Origin of the sequence: Bordetella genomosp. 12, assembly GCF_002261355.1 — a bacterium.
GTDB lineage: Bacteria > Pseudomonadota > Gammaproteobacteria > Burkholderiales > Burkholderiaceae_B > Bordetella.
Genome location: NZ_NEVU01000001.1, coordinates 629,052 through 643,947, shown reverse-complemented (window position 1 = coordinate 643,947; position 14,896 = coordinate 629,052). Strand labels below are relative to the sequence as shown.

Here is a 14,896-nt window from a genome sequence, read left to right as displayed (position 1 = left end):
GGGCCTATTCGCTACCGCTGAACATATAGCCCCAGCCATGCACGGCGCGGATGGGCAGGCGCAATTGCCTGTCCGTGGCCTTGCGGCGCAACCGGCATATCAGCACGTCCACATACCGGAGCCGGGCGCGCTCGCCCCGCTCCGGCCTGACGTCGACCACTTCGAGCAGATCGTCACGGCTCAGGCGTTGCGTGGGCGCTTGCACCAGCGCCTGCAGCAGCGCGCGTTCCGTCCCGGTGAGCGGCAGTTGCACGTTGTCGGGGCTAGCCAGTATCCAGCCATCCTCCAGCAAACGCCAATGCCGCTCCGCGGGCGCGTCCTCGGTGCCGGCTTCCGGCGCCGGCGTGGACGCCGGCAAAGCGCGCGGGGCCGCCGCAGACGGGCTCGCCAGCGTCTGCGCCGCGCCGCGCCGGGCCAGGGCCTGCAAGACCGCCGCGATTTCCTGGTGGCTGCTCGCCTGTTCGAGACAGGTGTCGACACCGCACAGCAGCAACTGCACCCGTGCATCGGTGCTCAGCGGCGGCGTCAGCGCCACAATGCCCACGCTGGGCGCCAGCGTACGCAACCTGGCCGCGGCCACCAGCGCCTCGCCCTGGCTGGCCATGAGAATCACGAAACTGTGCCGATGCTGGGCATGCAACTCGTACATGGCCGCCAGCTCATTGCAGATGGCCATGGGAAATCCGGAGTCGATCAGCGACTGCGACAAGGCCTGGCCCTGCGCCGGATCGCCGCACAACAACAGGACGCTGGCATTGAGCGCGGTGGCCGGCTGGCCAGCCGTGAAGGGGTCTGGAGAAGCGTCTGCCGGAAGTCGCACGGCACGCTCAGCTACACCAAACGCGGAGGTGGAAAACGCGGATCTCATACCGTCCTGCTCAGCCTTATAAATACACCTGCGTGTAAGAAAATAGACCTTAGCCGTGCCGGGTTGCATACGGGCGTACCCGTTCTGGACAACCGCAGGGCTTTACAGACAACAAACGAGTACTACCTGGCCGTGCCACCGCTTCGCTAGCATGTTGACGTGCGCTTGCCCTGGCGGGCGTCCGGAGAACACCGCGCATACGCGCGGCGCATGCGAGTGTGGCGGCTTGAACGCACACCTGCGCCACAGGGACATGGCGCTGCCTTAGGGAGGGGCCTGAGGCCATTGCCGCAGGCATACACACAGAGCGCGGCGATTGCCGCCGCGGATCCCGCTTGCCCGACGCTGCTGCGCATTGTTGAGGCGCCAAACCTGCAACCAGGTATCTACTGCCCTGACCGCGCTTTCTGCCTCTCACTCGCAACCACTTCCGTTCCGGCAATCGTCCGGGTACCCCCTCAGAAGCCACTTTCGGCTCCGGTTCGCGCAAGGCGGTCGGGTACATCCGGCCCATGGGCTTGCATCGTCAAGCCATGAGGTAACGCGCCGGAGTGTATTGCACTTTGCGCTCCTGTGGGTAACTCTTTTAAGAAATTGACAATTCCACGGGGACGGATCACTCAGCGCGGCAGCGCGAAAGCGGTGAGCCGCGCGCCCTGCACACCGCCGCGCGGCAGCGCGCGGGCGGTGGCCACCAGCACGAACTGGCGGCCCGCTGCGGTCTGGTAGGTCAGCGGCGTGGCCTGCGAGCCGCCGGGCAGGCGGCTTTTCCACAGCACGTCGCCCGACCGCAGATCCACGGCACGCAAGGCCTGCTCCTGTCCGGTGGCCAGAAAGACCAGGCCGGCCCGCGTAATGAGCGCACCGGCGGGCGGCAGCGTGCGCATGCCGGCCAGCGGCCAGGCCGCCTCGAACGCCGAGCCCAGACGGGTATTCCACAGCACCTGCCCGTCGTTCAGATCCACGCCGGTCAGATAGTTGTGCGGCGGCGCGGTGCAGGACATGCCCAGCGGCGAGACCAGCGGATCCTGGCCGCGCACGGCCGTCCCCGGCGCCCAACTGAGCACCATCAAACCGCGCTCGGGATCCGCAGCCACGCCCCCCCAGCTCGAAGGCGCCAACGTACCCGGCAACTTGAGGAACGTCGCGCTGCTGACGTCCTTGCCGGCAGCGCGCTGCCGCACCCGGCACCACAGCTGGTCAAACGGCGTCAGGCCCCACATCGCCTCTTCACCCTCCGGCCCCATGGGCTCGAGCGGGATGCTCAGCCGCAAGGGCCGGCCATCCCGGCGGTCCAGCAAAAAGAGCTGGCCGCGCCGCGTGGCCTGGATCAAGACGGGCAGGCGCCGGCCTTCATAACGCACATCGAGCAAGGTTGGTTGCGCGGCCTGATCGCCGCTCCAGACATCATGCGGGGTCGTCTGGAACACCCAGCGTTCCTGGCCATTGCGGGCGTCCAGCGCGATGACCGCGCTGGAATAGCGCAGCGCGCTGCCGGCGCGGGTGGCATCACGGCCATAGTAGTCGGGCATGGCATTGGCGGTGGGCAGGTAGATGACGCCCAGCGCTTCGTCGACCGACAGCGGCGCGCCGGCGTGCGCCAGACCGAGCAAGGCAGGCTGGCCATCGGGCGTGACCGGGCTGAAACTCCACGCCGGCTGCCCGGTGGCGGCATCGAAGGCGCGCAAGGCGCCCGCCGACTCCCCCGCCGAGCGCGCATCCCGTTGCCAGCCCGCCACCACCACCTTACCCTGCACCACGCGCGGCGCCGATCCCATATAGCGCTGCCCGGGCAGGGGCACGGCCGGATTGAGGTCGATCTGCCCCTGCCCGCCGAAGCTGCGGCAGGGCCGACCGCTTCTGGCATCCACGGCGATGAGACGAGCGTCGTCGGTGGTGGCGTACAACCGGGCCGCGCACACGGCGCCAGCGGCCATGCCGGGTACGCGGTAATAGGCCAGGCCACGGCAGGCCGGGGTGGCGCCACGCTGCTCGTCACGGTGCCGCCAGCGCAGCTGGCCGGTGTCGGCATCCAGCGCCACCAGGCCGCTGGCGCACAGATAGAGGCTGTCGCCCACCTTCAGCGGAGCGATCTCGAAGGACCGCGCGTCCTCGCCATCCTCACCCTGGTAGGTCCAGGCTACCTGCAAGGCGGCCACGTTGCCCGGGCCGATCGGGGTCAGCGGCGAAAACCGAGTGCCTTGCGGGTCGCCCGGCCACTCGCCATCGCTTTGCATCGGCTGCGCATGCGCGACCACGGCCGGCAGGATTTCGCGCGGGCTGACCGGGTCACCCTGCAGCAGACTGGCCATGACCAGAATGCCGAACAGCAGAAGAAAAATCGCGGTAATGAGGCGGGCGGCGCGATTGGAGCGGGGCCCGCGCGCCAGCGAGCGCACCACGGGCGGCAGCCAGAAGCCCAGCCCCAGCAGGCAGAGAAACGCCAGCCGCGCCAACAGGCCCCAGAAATCCAGCCCCACCTGCAGCAAAGACCACAACATGGTCGCGGCCAGGGTGGCCGCATACAGCCAGGCGCTCCAGGCATTGCGATGCCAGAGCAGCACGCCGCTGGCCACCAGCGCGACACCCGTGACGACGTAATACCAGGAGCCGCCCAGCAAGGCCAGCCTGACGCCGCCTATCCCGAGCACGACGCCCGAGACGGCGAGCACGATGGCCAGACCATACGCCGCCACATGCGATTTGCCGGCGACCGCAGTCATAGAAACACCCCCAGGTCCGCCGTGGCCGGCGTTGCGCTATAGCGCCCGCCGCGCAGCGCGCGCGGCAGGTCCCCCTTACCTCTGGATGCCCGAAACGCTGCTGCTCATCCCGCTCCGGTTGATCCCTATGCTATCAGAGGGCGGCACTGGTATATGCTTGTGCGGCCGAATGGGATGCCGCGCCCGCGCATCACCGGCGTGACGGCCCCGCCCTCGAACCTGCAAGGAAAACTCTCGTGAACTTCATTTTTCGCGGCGATGAGCTGCTGGTGCGCGAAACCGGCATCGACCTGCCTGATGCCGGCGTGTGCGCCACGCTGGGCATCGCCCCTGAATCCATGCAGCCGCTGTGGCATCTGCAGCAGACGCACTACCGCAGCATTCACGTCGCGCGTGACCTCGACGCGCCCGCGGGCTATGCCTTTCGCAAACTGCGCGCCCTGCTGCCCGAGTTGGGCGAGCAAGCCGCGCTGGCCGGCCGGGCCTTCCAGATCGCCGAGTGGGTGCGCACCCATCGCTTCTGCGGTGTCTGTGCCACGCCCATGCAACACGCCACGCATGAGCTCTGCCTGCAATGCCCGCAGTGCGGCCTGCATGCCTACCCGCGCATTTCGCCGGCCATGATGGTGCTCATCAAGCGCGGCGAGCACATCCTGCTGGCGCGTCACGCACGCTACGCCACGGCGCGCTATACCGCGCTGGCCGGTTTCGTCGAAGCGGGCGAAAGCATCGAAGACGCCGTGCATCGCGAAGTCGCCGAGGAAGTCGGCCTCAAGCTGCGGGATCTGCGCTACTTCGGCAGCCAGTCGTGGCCCTTTCCGCACTCGCTCATGATCGCGTTCACGGCCGAATACGACGGCGGCGACATCCAGGTGCAGGAAGATGAAATCTCGGATGCGCAGTGGTTCGGGCCGGGCGACACCATTCCCAACATCCCGATGACGCAATCCATTGCCGGGCGCCTGGTGCGCGCCCATCTGCCGCCTGGCGTGCAGCTGGTGGAAACCTGAACCCGCGCCCGCCCGCGCGCCGGCGGTATCATGCCGCCAGCCGCGCGCCGCGCGGCCATCCACCGGAAATCCCATCGTGTCCGAGAACTCTAGCCGCCTGGTGCGTTTTGACACCGGCCCCCTGACCGCAGCCGAGATCGGTAAACCGCGCCGTCCCATCGAAGGCGAGACCGTGTTCCGCACCGCCAACGCCTTCGAGGGCAACGACGGGCGCGTGCTGTCCGGCGTCTGGGAAAGCACGGCGGGCAAATTCCGCTCCGACACCACGGGCTACATCGAGTTTGGCTATATCCTCGAAGGCCAGGCCCGCATCGTCGACCCCGACGGCACGGTCCATGACCTCAAGCCCGGCGATCCCTTCATCATGCCGCAGGGCTACAAAGGGCACTGGGAAGTCGACCACTTCGTCAAGAAGGTCTACTTCATCACCCACATCGCCTGAGCCCTGCGCAGGATCAGCGATACACCAGTACCGGCAGATCCGAGTGGGCCAGGACTTTCTGCGTCACGCTGCCCAGCAGCATGGCAGACAGGCCGCTGCGGCCATGTGAGGCGATGGCGATCAGATCGCAGCCCCGCTCGTTTGCAGCGGCCACGATGGCCTCATAAGGCTGGACGTTGACGGCGGTCACCGCTTCGCACGGCACGCCGGCATCGGCCGCGCGCGTGGCCGCCTGCGCCAGCCATTGGTCGACCTGGCCGCGCTCCTCGCGCTCGTACTCTTCCAGCGTGCCGCGCAATTGCACCGACTCACCGGCCGAGGCCCGCACGGGCTGGATGACCTGAATGAGCGTGACGCGCGCCTCCAGTTTGCGCGCCAGGGCCAGGCCCTGCGCGACCGCGCGCTCGGCCAGTTCGGAGCCGTCAGTGGGGATCAGGATGTGCTTATACATGGAGCCTCCTCTTTCTGGGTGACAGGCCATCGATGGCCTGGGGAGAAACACAGTAACGCCGCCTTGCCGAGTCCATATTGCGCCGTATCAGGCCGGCGCGCAAACACCGCGCCGCGCCGCCTCCAGGAAAGCCGCCATTCCTGCGCCCGCGGGCAGGCGGTATGCTCGAAGGCTTGACGTCCAAGAACTCGCGGCGCCAGCCGCCCTGCGGAGACTCTCCCTGATGAAACACACGCTTTGCCTGCTCGCCCTGGCCCTAGGCAGCGCCACCGCTGGCGCCCAGGCTCCGGCCCCCGCCGCCAAGACCGATGCCGCGCCCGCGGCCAAAGCGGCGCCGGCGCCCAAACCGCCGCACGACGAGTTCTTCTGGCTGGGGGAAATCAACAAGGCCACCGCCGTCATCAATACGGAACAGGGCCTGCTGGACAAGGCCCTCGCGCCCAAGGTGGCCGCAGGCGTGGCCCAGGTGATCGAGGCGGGCAACCAGCCCGGCGGCAAGCGCCCCTCCAGCGTCATTACCTTCGAGCCCCTGATGATCAAAGCGGCCGGCCAGGATGTGACCTTGCTGCATGCGGGACGCTCCAGCCAGGACATGCACGCGACCTACCGCGCCGCCATCCTGCGCGACAACATGCTGACCCTGGCCGATCAGCTCAATCGCAGCGCCACCACGCTGGTGGATCTGGCCGCCAAGCATGCCGACACCGTCGTGCCCAACTACACCAACGGCGTGGCCGCCCAGCCCAATAGCTACGGGCACTATCTGCTGGGCCATGCCGCCGGGCTGGCGCGGGATGCGCAGCGCATCCGTGAAGCTTATGCGCGCATCGACCGCTCACCCATGGGCACCACGGTGCTCAATGGCAGCAGCTGGCCGCTGGACCGCAAACGCATGGCCGACTATCTCGGCTTTGGCGCCATCGTCGACAACGCCTACGACGCCGCGCAGATCTCCTCCATGGACGAACCGGTGGAGGTGGCCTCCATCGTCACGGCGATTGCCCTGCATGCGGGCAATTTCGTGCAGGACATCATGCCGCAATACTCGCAGACGCGGCCCTGGATTCTGCTCGAAGAAGGGGGCGGCAACACCTATGTGTCCAGCGCCATGCCGCAAAAGCGTAACCCCGGCCTGCTGAACTCCTTGCGCAGCGACGCCTCGACCGCCGTCACGCTGGCCATGGGCCCGGTCATCCAGATGCACAACATCACCCCGGGCATGCCCGACCCCAAAGAGGTCGATCAGAACAGCGCCATGGTCGACAGCGCCACCAAAGTGCTCAAGAAATGGGACCGCGTCATGAAGGCGCTGGTCATCCATCGCGACCGCGCCCTGGAAGAACTCAACAGCGACTGGACGGCGTCTCAGGAGCTGGCCGATGTGCTGATGCGCAAATACCAGGTGCCCTTCCGCGTGGGGCATCACTTTGCCTCCGAGATCGTCACCCTGGCGCGCGACAAGAACATCAAACCGCTGGACTTCCCCTATGCCGAAGCGCAGCGCATCTATCATGAGGCCGTGCAGGGCAGTAAATATCCCCAGCAACTGCCGATGAGCGAAGCCGAGTTTCGCGCCACGCTCGACCCGGTGGCCATCATCAAGCATCGCGCCACCACGGGCGGGCCCCAACCGGCCGAAATGGACCGCATGATCAAAGAGGCGCGCGCCCAGCTGGCCGACAACGCCGCCTGGATCAAAGCCCGGCGCGAGCATATCGACGGCTCGCTCGCGCGCCTGGATCAGGACTTCAACAAGCTGCTCAACAGCGCGCGCTAAGGCGCGCGGGCGGGGCGCGCGCCGTACCGGCCCGCCCCGGTCACACCCCGGCCAGGCTGTGCAACAGCCAGGCGCCGGCCGGGCCCAGGGTGCGGCGCGTGGACCACACCGCGTCCACCTTGATGTGCCGGGGCCAGCCCGGCGCGGCCAGCTCGTGCAGCCGCCCCTGCCCGAAACGCTGCAGCATCCAGCGCGGTAATTCGGTCCAGCCAAACCCCAGGCTGGCCATCTCCAACAGCATGAGATAGCTGGGCGCGGACCAGACGGGCCGGGCCGGCGGCGCGAGCTGGTCGGTCATCGCCACCGTGCTCAGCCGTAACTCGCGCGCACTGGCCAGATCCTGCAAGCCGACGCGGGGCAAGGCCGCCAGCGGATGCCCCAGCCCCACGCACAGCGTGATTTCCGAAAGCTCGGCCAGCGTGGCCTGCGCCACGTCGGGCGGGTAATCTTGCTGGGCCGCCATCAAGCCCAGATGGGCACGGCCCTGCTGCACCAGCGCCACCACGTCCGCATGCTCGGCAATCAGGCATTCGAAGCGCAGCGCCGGATAGCGCTGGTCGATGGCACTCAAGGTGGTCTCGAAGGTGTCCGATTGAAACGTATCCGACAGCACCACCGTCAGGCGCGGCTCCTGGCCCCCGGCCAACTGGCTGGCCGCGCGATTCAAACGCTCGTTGGCCGCCAGCACCTGATGGGCATGCGCCAACAGTGTCTGGCCGGCCTCGGTCAGCACGGGCTGGCGTTGGCTGCGGTCAAACAGCGCCAGATCCAGATCCACTTCCAGATTGGCGATGGTCTCGCTGACGGTGGATTGACGCTTGCCCAGGGCGCGGGCCGCGCCCGAAAACGATCCCGCCGCCGCGACCTGGGCAAACGTGGCCAAAGACTCCAGAGAATGCCGCATGGGGGCTCCGCGCTATTTCAATCGGTTTTTCCGATGGATATCAACTTTATCGTATCGGGTTATTCGGAGAGAATGCCGGCATTGAAGACCGAGGTAGGTCATGACACAAGCCAAGAAAACACTCAAAGAACGCTTTATCCACGCCTTTCTGTTCGAAATCCTGGCCATCGGCCTGTGCGCGCCGGTGGCGGCCTGGGCCATGGGCAAGTCGTTGTTCGAGATGGGCGTGCTCACGGCGGTGATCGCCTGGATCGCCCTGCTCTGGAACATGCTCTACAACGCAGGCTTTGACCGCCTGGAAAACCGCATGGGCTGGACGCGCACGCTGCGATTACGCGTCGTGCACGCCCTCGGTTTTGAAACCGGGCTCATCCTCATCGTGATCCCGCTGGCGGCCTGGTGGCTGAACATCAGCCTCTGGCAGGCCTTCGTGCTGGATATCGCGCTGGTGCTGTTTTACCTGCCCTATGCGTTTTTCTACAACCTGGCCTACGACAAGGCCCGGTTGCGGGTGTTGCGCTGGATCGCCCAGCGCAACGGCTACGCCCAGGCCTGATTCGGCCTACTCCAGGTGGGGATGACGGTCGGCCAGACGCTGACGCTTGGCGCGCAGCGTCTCTATCTGGGCTTCCAGCTCGGCGATTTCCGCTTCCACATCCACCAGCGACTGCTCGATATCGTCGTAGACCTCCAGCAGCAGCGCCTTGGCTTCGCGCCGGTCCGAGGCATTGGGCGTATCGCCGCGCAACGGCTTGTTGGCCGTCTCCGGCAGGAAGAACGAGGTCACCAGGCCGATGGCCGCGGCGATCATCAAATAGAAGGCCGGCATCAGTAGATTGTCGGTCTCCTCGACCAGCCAGGCGGCCAGAGTCGGCGTCAGGCCAGCCACGATGATGGCCACATTGAACGAGCTGGCCAGCGCGCTATAACGGATGCGCGTCGGAAACAGCGCCGGCAAGGTGGAGGCCATGACCCCGGTCATGCAATTGAGGAAGATCGCCAACAGCAGCAAACCCAGGAAAATCAGGCCGATGTTGTCGCTGGCGATCATGCCGAAAGACGGGATGGCGAGCACCAGCACACCGAGGCTGCCGATCAGCAGGAAAGGCCGGCGGCCGACCTTGTCGCTCATGAAACCCACCACCGGTTGCACGAACAGCATGCCTATCATCACCACCACGATGATCAGCACCCCGTGGGATTCGGAATACCCCAGGCTGCTCGACAAATAGGTCGGCATATAGGTCAGCAGCATGTAGTAGGTGATGTTGGTCACCAGCACCATGCCGATGCTGATCAACAGCGCGCGGCGATACTTGGAGAAAATTTCACGGAAGGAAATCGTCGGCCGGTCCTGCAGCGCGTCGCGATCCTCGCGCTCCATTTTTTCGAGCTGCTGCGTAAAGGCCGGCGTTTCCTCGGCCGCATGACGCAGATACAGGCCCAGCAACCCCAGCGGCCCGGCGACGAAGAACGGCAGGCGCCAACCCCATTCGAGAAAGGCGCCCTCGCCCAGCAGCGTCTGCAACAGCACGACCAGACCCGCGCCCAGCACGAAGCCGGCGATGGAACCAAAATCCAGCCAACTGCCAAGAAAGCCGCGCCGCCTGTCGGGCGCGTATTCGGCGACGAAAATCGCCGCGCCGGTGTACTCCCCCCCGACCGAAAACCCTTGCGCCAGCTTGCACAGCAACAAGAGCACCGGCGCCCACAGGCCGATGGTTTCGTAGGAAGGGATGAGCCCGATACAAAACGTGCTGATCGCCATGATGATGATGGTCAGCGACAGCACTTTCTGGCGCCCGTAGCGATCGCCCATCACACCGAAAAACACCCCTCCCAGGGGGCGTACGAGAAAGGGCACCGAAAACGTGCCCAGCGCGGCAATCGTCTGAACCGCCGGCGAGGCGTCGGGGAAGAACACCTTGCCCAGCGCATAGGCAACGAAACCGTAAACACCGAAGTCGAACCACTCCATCGCATTGCCGAGCGCGGCAGCCGTGACCGCCTTTTTCAGCTTGGTATTGTCGATGACCGTGATGTCGCCGATCTGCAAGGGCCGTGCATTCTGTGAGGCTTGCTCCGCCATGATTTTCTCCTCTTATGAGCGAAGATGGATGTCATGCACTTGAGTCTTTCCTCCTCATCATACGCGTGCGTGCGCCCTCTTGAAGGACGAGGCATACTACGGTTCAATGACCCAGGCATGCGCGTCGTTTCCGGCCGCAGCCCTGCCCAGCACGGAGCGCCGCCATGGCCACGCAAAAACTGTTGTCCGACGATGAAGTCCGCCGCCACCCCCAGGCCTGGGCCGTCTTCGAAGACATCCGCGCCACGCGCCAATCCGACTTCATCAACAACTTCTGGCGCGCACTGGCCAACGACCCGCCGCAGTTGCAGCGCGTGTGGGAGCAGCTCAAACAGGTGATGATGACCGAAGGCGAACTCTCGCCCCTGGTGCGCGAACTCATCTATATCGCCGTATCCACCGCCAATGGCTGCAGCTACTGCATCCACTCGCATACGGCCGCCGCGCGCGCCAAAGGCATGACCGACGGCCAGCACGCCGAACTCCTGGCCGTCATCGGCATGGCCGCGCAGACCAACGCCCTGGTGACCGCGCTACAGGTCCCGGTCGATGCCGCCTTTCAGGTGGGAGCGGCCTGAAGCCGCCGGCAAATCGAGGCAGCCAAGCCACCCTGACGCCGGGATAACCGTCCCACCTTCAGAGAACCCTGCACAGACTATGCCATCGGCCAGCGTATGCAGGCGCAGCGTCGCCGCGCCCTCGCTGGGCTCAGCCCTTACAGCGCCATTTGCGTCAGCGCGGCGCGGTTCGCCCAGCGATAGGGGTTGAGGCCATGGTGTATGAGCTTGTTTATCGCGAAGATCGTTGACCTGGATCAACCGCCACGGCGTTTTCGGGATCAGGTAGCGAACCCTCACATCAAGCACCCGCAACGCCCGCCGCGATGCCCTTTCGCTGCCGCCGCGAATCGGAATGCTCAGCCTGTTTCCACGTCTGCCTTGTCCGCGGGCACCGCGGACAAGGCAGACATCCGCCATCGTCAACATGACCGCCACATCCGTGGCGAACAATCGTCATGCGCCCGCCGCACCCAAAAACAAAAAAGCCCTGAAATCCGGCGCTTACGCGCAGTTTTCAGGGCTGTCTGTTTTGGCTGGCCGGTAACGGCCTGGGAATTCTTGGCGGACAGAGGGGGATTCGAACCCCCGATACGTTTATCACGTATACACGCTTTCCAGGCGTGCGCCTTCAACCGCTCGGCCACCTGTCCTAATTTGGGTCGCTTCCGGCAGGGAAATTACCGCTGCTGAAAATGCGAATCCGCGATTCTAGCAGAAATGCGCGCGCTTGGCAGCGAGGCCCTGGCCGGGCTCAGGGTGAGGCTGCGGCCTGGCGGGCCAGGCTTTCGGCGGCCGCAATGGCCTGGGCCAGAAAGGGCGAGGAGTCGCCGCGCCGCCAGCTGAGGATGACCGGCGAAGAGAAGGCCGGCGCATCCACAGGCAGCCAGACGATGTCGCGGCGGTTGGAGCGTTGCACGCCGGCGGGCACCAGGGTCAGGCCCAGGCCAGCCACCACCAGGCCGAGGGCGGTCTGCAGTTCGTTGGCTTCCTGGATGACGGTGGGCTGGTGCCCGGCCGCGCGAAACAGGCCCAGGACGTGGTCGGCGTAGTTGGGCCGGGGCCGCGCCGGGTAGAGCACAAAGGGTTCGGCGGCCAGTTCGGCGATGCTCAGGCGCTGCCGCCCGGCCAGCGGGTGGGCAGGATGCAGGGCGGCGACCAGCGGCTCTTCCATCAGCACTCGCCGCTCGATGGCGGGGTCGTCGAAGGAAATGCGGCCGATGCCCAGGTCGATCCGGCCGCTCTTGAGGGCTTCGATCTGCGGCAGGGTGGTCATTTCGCTCAAGCCGACCTCGACCTGGGCGTCGGCCTGCCGCAGGTAACGGATGAGTTCCGGCACGACGCCATAGAGGGTCGAGGGAACGAACCCGATGCTGAACCAGCGCGCGGATTGGGCGCCCAGACGGCGCGTGCCGGCCACGATTTCGTCCAGGCGCGCGGTCAGTTGCAAGGACTGCTCCAGCAGGAAACGGCCGGCCTCGGTGAGCTTGAGGCCGCGGCTGCCGCGTTCGATCAGCGTCACGCCCAGCTCTTCTTCGAGCTGGCGTATCTGGCGCGACAGCGGGGGCTGCGCGATATGCAGGGCCGCGGCGGCCCGGGTGAAGCTGCCCTCGCGCGCCACGGTTTGAAAATAGCGCAGATGCCTGAGCTCCATGCTCATACCTTACAGGTATTGAAAGTGACCAATATAGTCTTAGACGCGCATTTTTTCCATGTCCATACTCGACGCTGTGGGATGCCTCATTCAGTTCAGGTATGGTCTTCCGCCTGCCGCCGCCATCGCCTCCTGGCGGGGGATCGGCTCCTGAGCGGATACGGGATGCGGACCCGCCGGCCTGCTGCCCACCATAAAAGAGATTGGAGACGAGAGATGCGCCTGACCCATGTTTTCGCGCGTGCCGCACTGGCCGCGACCTGCCTGCTGAGCGCCGCCGGGGCGCAGGCCGGCGACTATCCCGACCACCCCGTCAAATGGGTCGTACCCTTCCCGCCCGGCGGCGCGATGGATGCCATCGCGCGCACGCTGGGTGAATCCATGGGGCGCGCCCTGAACACGACATTCATCGTGGAGAACCGCGCCGGCGCAGGCGGCAATATCGGCGCCATGGCCGTGGCGCGCGCGGCGCCCGACGGCTACACCATCATGATCGCGGCCAATGGCATGGCGGTGAACCCGGCGCTGTACAAGGATATGGGTTACGACCCGCAGAAGGACTTCACGCCCCTCTCCCTACTGGCGGTGGTGCCCAATGTGCTGGTGACCAACCCGGCGCGCAACCCGGCCAACAGCGTGGCCGAGGTCATCGCCCAGGCCAAGGCCAGGCCCGGCCACGACACCTTCGCCTCGGCGGGGGTGGGCACCTCCATCCATCTCGCCGGCGAGCTCTTCGTCGCCATGACCGGCGTCGACATGCTGCATGTGCCCTACAAGGGCAGCGGCCCCGCCATGGCCGACCTGCTGGGCGGCCAGGTGGACTATATGTTCGACAGTGTCACTTCGGCCAAGCCGCATATCCAATCCGGCAAACTCAAGGCCCTGGGCGTGACGACCCGCCAACGTTCCTCGGCGCTGCCGGATGTGCCGACGCTGGCCGAAGCCGGCGTACCGGGTTACGAGCTGCTGCCCTGGTTTGGCGCCTTCGCGCCGGCGGGGACCCCGCCGGCCGTGGTGGCCAGGCTCAACGATGCCATGCGCCAGGCAATGGCCGATCCCAAGGTGCGCGAAACGCTCAACGCCATCGGCGCCGAGCCCATCGGCAGCAGGCCGGAACAGTTGAGCGCCCACCTGGCCAAAGAAACCGATCTCTGGGCCAGGCTCGTCAAAGAACGCAATATCAAAATCCAGTGAACGCGTCAGGGCTGGGGCACGGCCCCGGCCTTTTCCTGTGCGCGCGCTTCGCCAGGCAACAGCGTCACCATGGCCGCCGTGCAGGCCGCGATGAGGGCCATGACCAGAAGCAAGGTGGTAAAGCCCGCCTGCTTGACCACCGGCCCCAACAACCAGACCGCCGCCGAACTCACCCCGAAGGACACCGTCAAGCGCATGCCCGCCACGCGCGAGCGGCTATGGTCGTCGACATAGCGCACGATCATCGCGTCGGTAAACGGGATGGCGCCGAAGATGAAGATCATGGCGCCCAGCAAGGCCGCGTACAGCGCCCAGCCCTGCGCCCACGCGGCCCACAGCAGCAACGGCACCTGGATCAGCGCGATCACGAGATAAAGCGTTTTCAAGGCCACCCGGTCGATCAGGCGGCCGACGACGACCTGCGCCAGCGACGCCACCACATAGATCGCGGCCAGCAGCGCGCCCAGGCTGACCGGATCCTCGACCACGCCGCGCAGCCGCTCATCGAGCAGTTGCGCGTTGCCGTTGGTGGTGAAGTTGAACAACAGACTGCCGGTCACCGCCGCGGCCGTCATCACCGCGAAGGCGCGCGCCAGATCGCGCGGCGACAGGCTGACCGCCGCGCGGCCCTTGCGCCGAGCCGGCGCTTCGGCCTCCCGAGGGCACACCCACATGAACAACAGGCCGCACAGCAGCGCAAACACGCCCGGCAACGCGAACGCGGCACGCCAGCCCAGCGTCTTGACCAGATAGCCCGTCACCAGCGCGGCCACGGCCACACCCAGATTGCCCGCCAAGCCGTTGACGCCGATCACCGCGCCGGGCTTGGCGGCGTGCTGCACGATCATGGGGATGCCCACCGGGTGATAGATCGAGGCGAACAGACCCACCAGCGCCAGTCCGCCGGCCAGTTGCCAGGCATCGCGCGCCAGTGCGCACAGCAAGGCCGACGCGCCGATCCCGAAGAAGAACAGCAGCATCATGCGCCGCCGTCCCCACAGATCTCCCAGCCGCCCGGAGGGCCAGGAGCCGATGCCGAACAGAAAGAACGCCGCCACGCCGTAGGGCATCAGGTCCTCCCAGCGGGCAAAGCCGAAATCGGCCGCGATGGTGGCCACCGCCGCGGCGAAGATCAGCAGGAACATATGATCGATCGCGTGCGCGACGTTCAGCAGCAACGTCACGGGGCGAGTGTGCGGGCGCTCGGTTGGGATGGCGGACATGACG

Annotated in this window: 13 protein-coding genes and 1 tRNA gene; 6 read left to right on the top strand and 8 right to left on the bottom strand. The window is 66.3% G+C overall.

Annotated features, from left to right (window positions below):
- Window positions 1–4: 4 nt before the first annotated feature.
- A complete protein-coding gene (locus tag CAL22_RS03080) occupies window positions 5–820 on the bottom strand; it encodes a winged helix-turn-helix domain-containing protein (protein WP_244193766.1) in 816 nt (271 codons plus the stop codon).
- A 668-nt stretch (window positions 821–1,488) separates the two neighbouring features.
- A complete protein-coding gene (locus CAL22_RS03075) occupies window positions 1,489–3,591 on the bottom strand; it encodes a PQQ-binding-like beta-propeller repeat protein (RefSeq protein ID WP_094810248.1) in 2,103 nt (700 codons plus the stop codon).
- A gap of 236 nt (window positions 3,592–3,827) precedes the next feature.
- Here CAL22_RS03075 and nudC point away from each other — a divergent pair, with 236 nt between their 5' ends.
- Together nudC and CAL22_RS03065 are read left to right on the top strand one after the other, a co-directional pair.
- Window positions 3,828–4,601 carry an NAD(+) diphosphatase gene (gene nudC, locus CAL22_RS03070; protein WP_167383540.1) on the top strand — a complete coding sequence of 258 codons (774 nt, stop codon included), beginning with the start codon at window positions 3,828–3,830 and terminating at the stop codon, window positions 4,599–4,601.
- A 76-nt stretch (window positions 4,602–4,677) separates the two neighbouring features.
- A complete protein-coding gene (locus CAL22_RS03065; protein ID WP_432264286.1) occupies window positions 4,678–5,043 on the top strand; it encodes a cupin domain-containing protein in 366 nt (121 codons plus the stop codon).
- A gap of 13 nt (window positions 5,044–5,056) precedes the next feature.
- On the opposite strand, the gene CAL22_RS03060 is transcribed toward CAL22_RS03065, so the two are convergent.
- The gene (locus CAL22_RS03060) at window positions 5,057–5,494 is read right to left on the bottom strand and encodes a universal stress protein (RefSeq protein WP_094810246.1); all 438 of its coding nucleotides are present in this window, start codon (window positions 5,492–5,494) and stop codon (window positions 5,057–5,059) included.
- Between the two features lie 223 nt (window positions 5,495–5,717).
- Here CAL22_RS03060 and CAL22_RS03055 point away from each other — a divergent pair, with 223 nt between their 5' ends.
- Complete coding sequence (locus CAL22_RS03055) at window positions 5,718–7,271, top strand: argininosuccinate lyase (protein WP_094810244.1); 1,554 nt, start codon at window positions 5,718–5,720, stop codon at window positions 7,269–7,271.
- Window positions 7,272–7,311: 40 nt separating this feature from the next.
- Here the strand turns inward: CAL22_RS03055 and CAL22_RS03050 are convergent, their stop codons facing one another.
- Window positions 7,312–8,175: a LysR family transcriptional regulator gene (locus tag CAL22_RS03050; protein ID WP_094810242.1), complete on the bottom strand. Its 864-nt coding sequence runs from the start codon at window positions 8,173–8,175 to the stop codon at window positions 7,312–7,314.
- Between the two features lie 100 nt (window positions 8,176–8,275).
- Here CAL22_RS03050 and CAL22_RS03045 point away from each other — a divergent pair, with 100 nt between their 5' ends.
- Window positions 8,276–8,731 carry a multidrug/biocide efflux PACE transporter gene (locus tag CAL22_RS03045; RefSeq protein ID WP_094810240.1) on the top strand — a complete coding sequence of 152 codons (456 nt, stop codon included), beginning with the start codon at window positions 8,276–8,278 and terminating at the stop codon, window positions 8,729–8,731.
- 6 nt (window positions 8,732–8,737) lie between these two features.
- Here CAL22_RS03045 and proP read toward each other — a convergent pair whose 3' ends face one another.
- Complete coding sequence (proP, locus tag CAL22_RS03040; protein WP_094810238.1) at window positions 8,738–10,264, bottom strand: glycine betaine/L-proline transporter ProP; 1,527 nt, start codon at window positions 10,262–10,264, stop codon at window positions 8,738–8,740.
- Between the two features lie 164 nt (window positions 10,265–10,428).
- On the opposite strand from proP, the gene CAL22_RS03035 reads away from it, so the two are divergent.
- Window positions 10,429–10,842 carry a carboxymuconolactone decarboxylase family protein gene (locus tag CAL22_RS03035; protein ID WP_094810236.1) on the top strand — a complete coding sequence of 138 codons (414 nt, stop codon included), beginning with the start codon at window positions 10,429–10,431 and terminating at the stop codon, window positions 10,840–10,842.
- A gap of 541 nt (window positions 10,843–11,383) precedes the next feature.
- Here the strand turns inward: CAL22_RS03035 and CAL22_RS03030 are convergent.
- Both CAL22_RS03030 and CAL22_RS03025 read right to left on the bottom strand, forming a co-directional pair.
- Window positions 11,384–11,474, bottom strand: a tRNA-Ser gene (locus tag CAL22_RS03030).
- Between the two features lie 101 nt (window positions 11,475–11,575).
- Window positions 11,576–12,475 (bottom strand): LysR family transcriptional regulator, encoded by a 900-nt coding sequence (locus CAL22_RS03025; RefSeq protein WP_094811088.1) that lies wholly within the window; start codon window positions 12,473–12,475, stop codon window positions 11,576–11,578.
- A 216-nt stretch (window positions 12,476–12,691) separates the two neighbouring features.
- Here CAL22_RS03025 and CAL22_RS03020 point away from each other — a divergent pair, with 216 nt between their 5' ends.
- Complete coding sequence (locus CAL22_RS03020; protein ID WP_094810234.1) at window positions 12,692–13,669, top strand: Bug family tripartite tricarboxylate transporter substrate binding protein; 978 nt, start codon at window positions 12,692–12,694, stop codon at window positions 13,667–13,669.
- Window positions 13,670–13,674: 5 nt separating this feature from the next.
- Here CAL22_RS03020 and CAL22_RS03015 read toward each other — a convergent pair whose 3' ends face one another.
- Window positions 13,675–14,892 (bottom strand): MFS transporter, encoded by a 1,218-nt coding sequence (locus CAL22_RS03015; protein WP_094810232.1) that lies wholly within the window; start codon window positions 14,890–14,892, stop codon window positions 13,675–13,677.
- Window positions 14,893–14,896 lie beyond the last annotated feature (4 nt).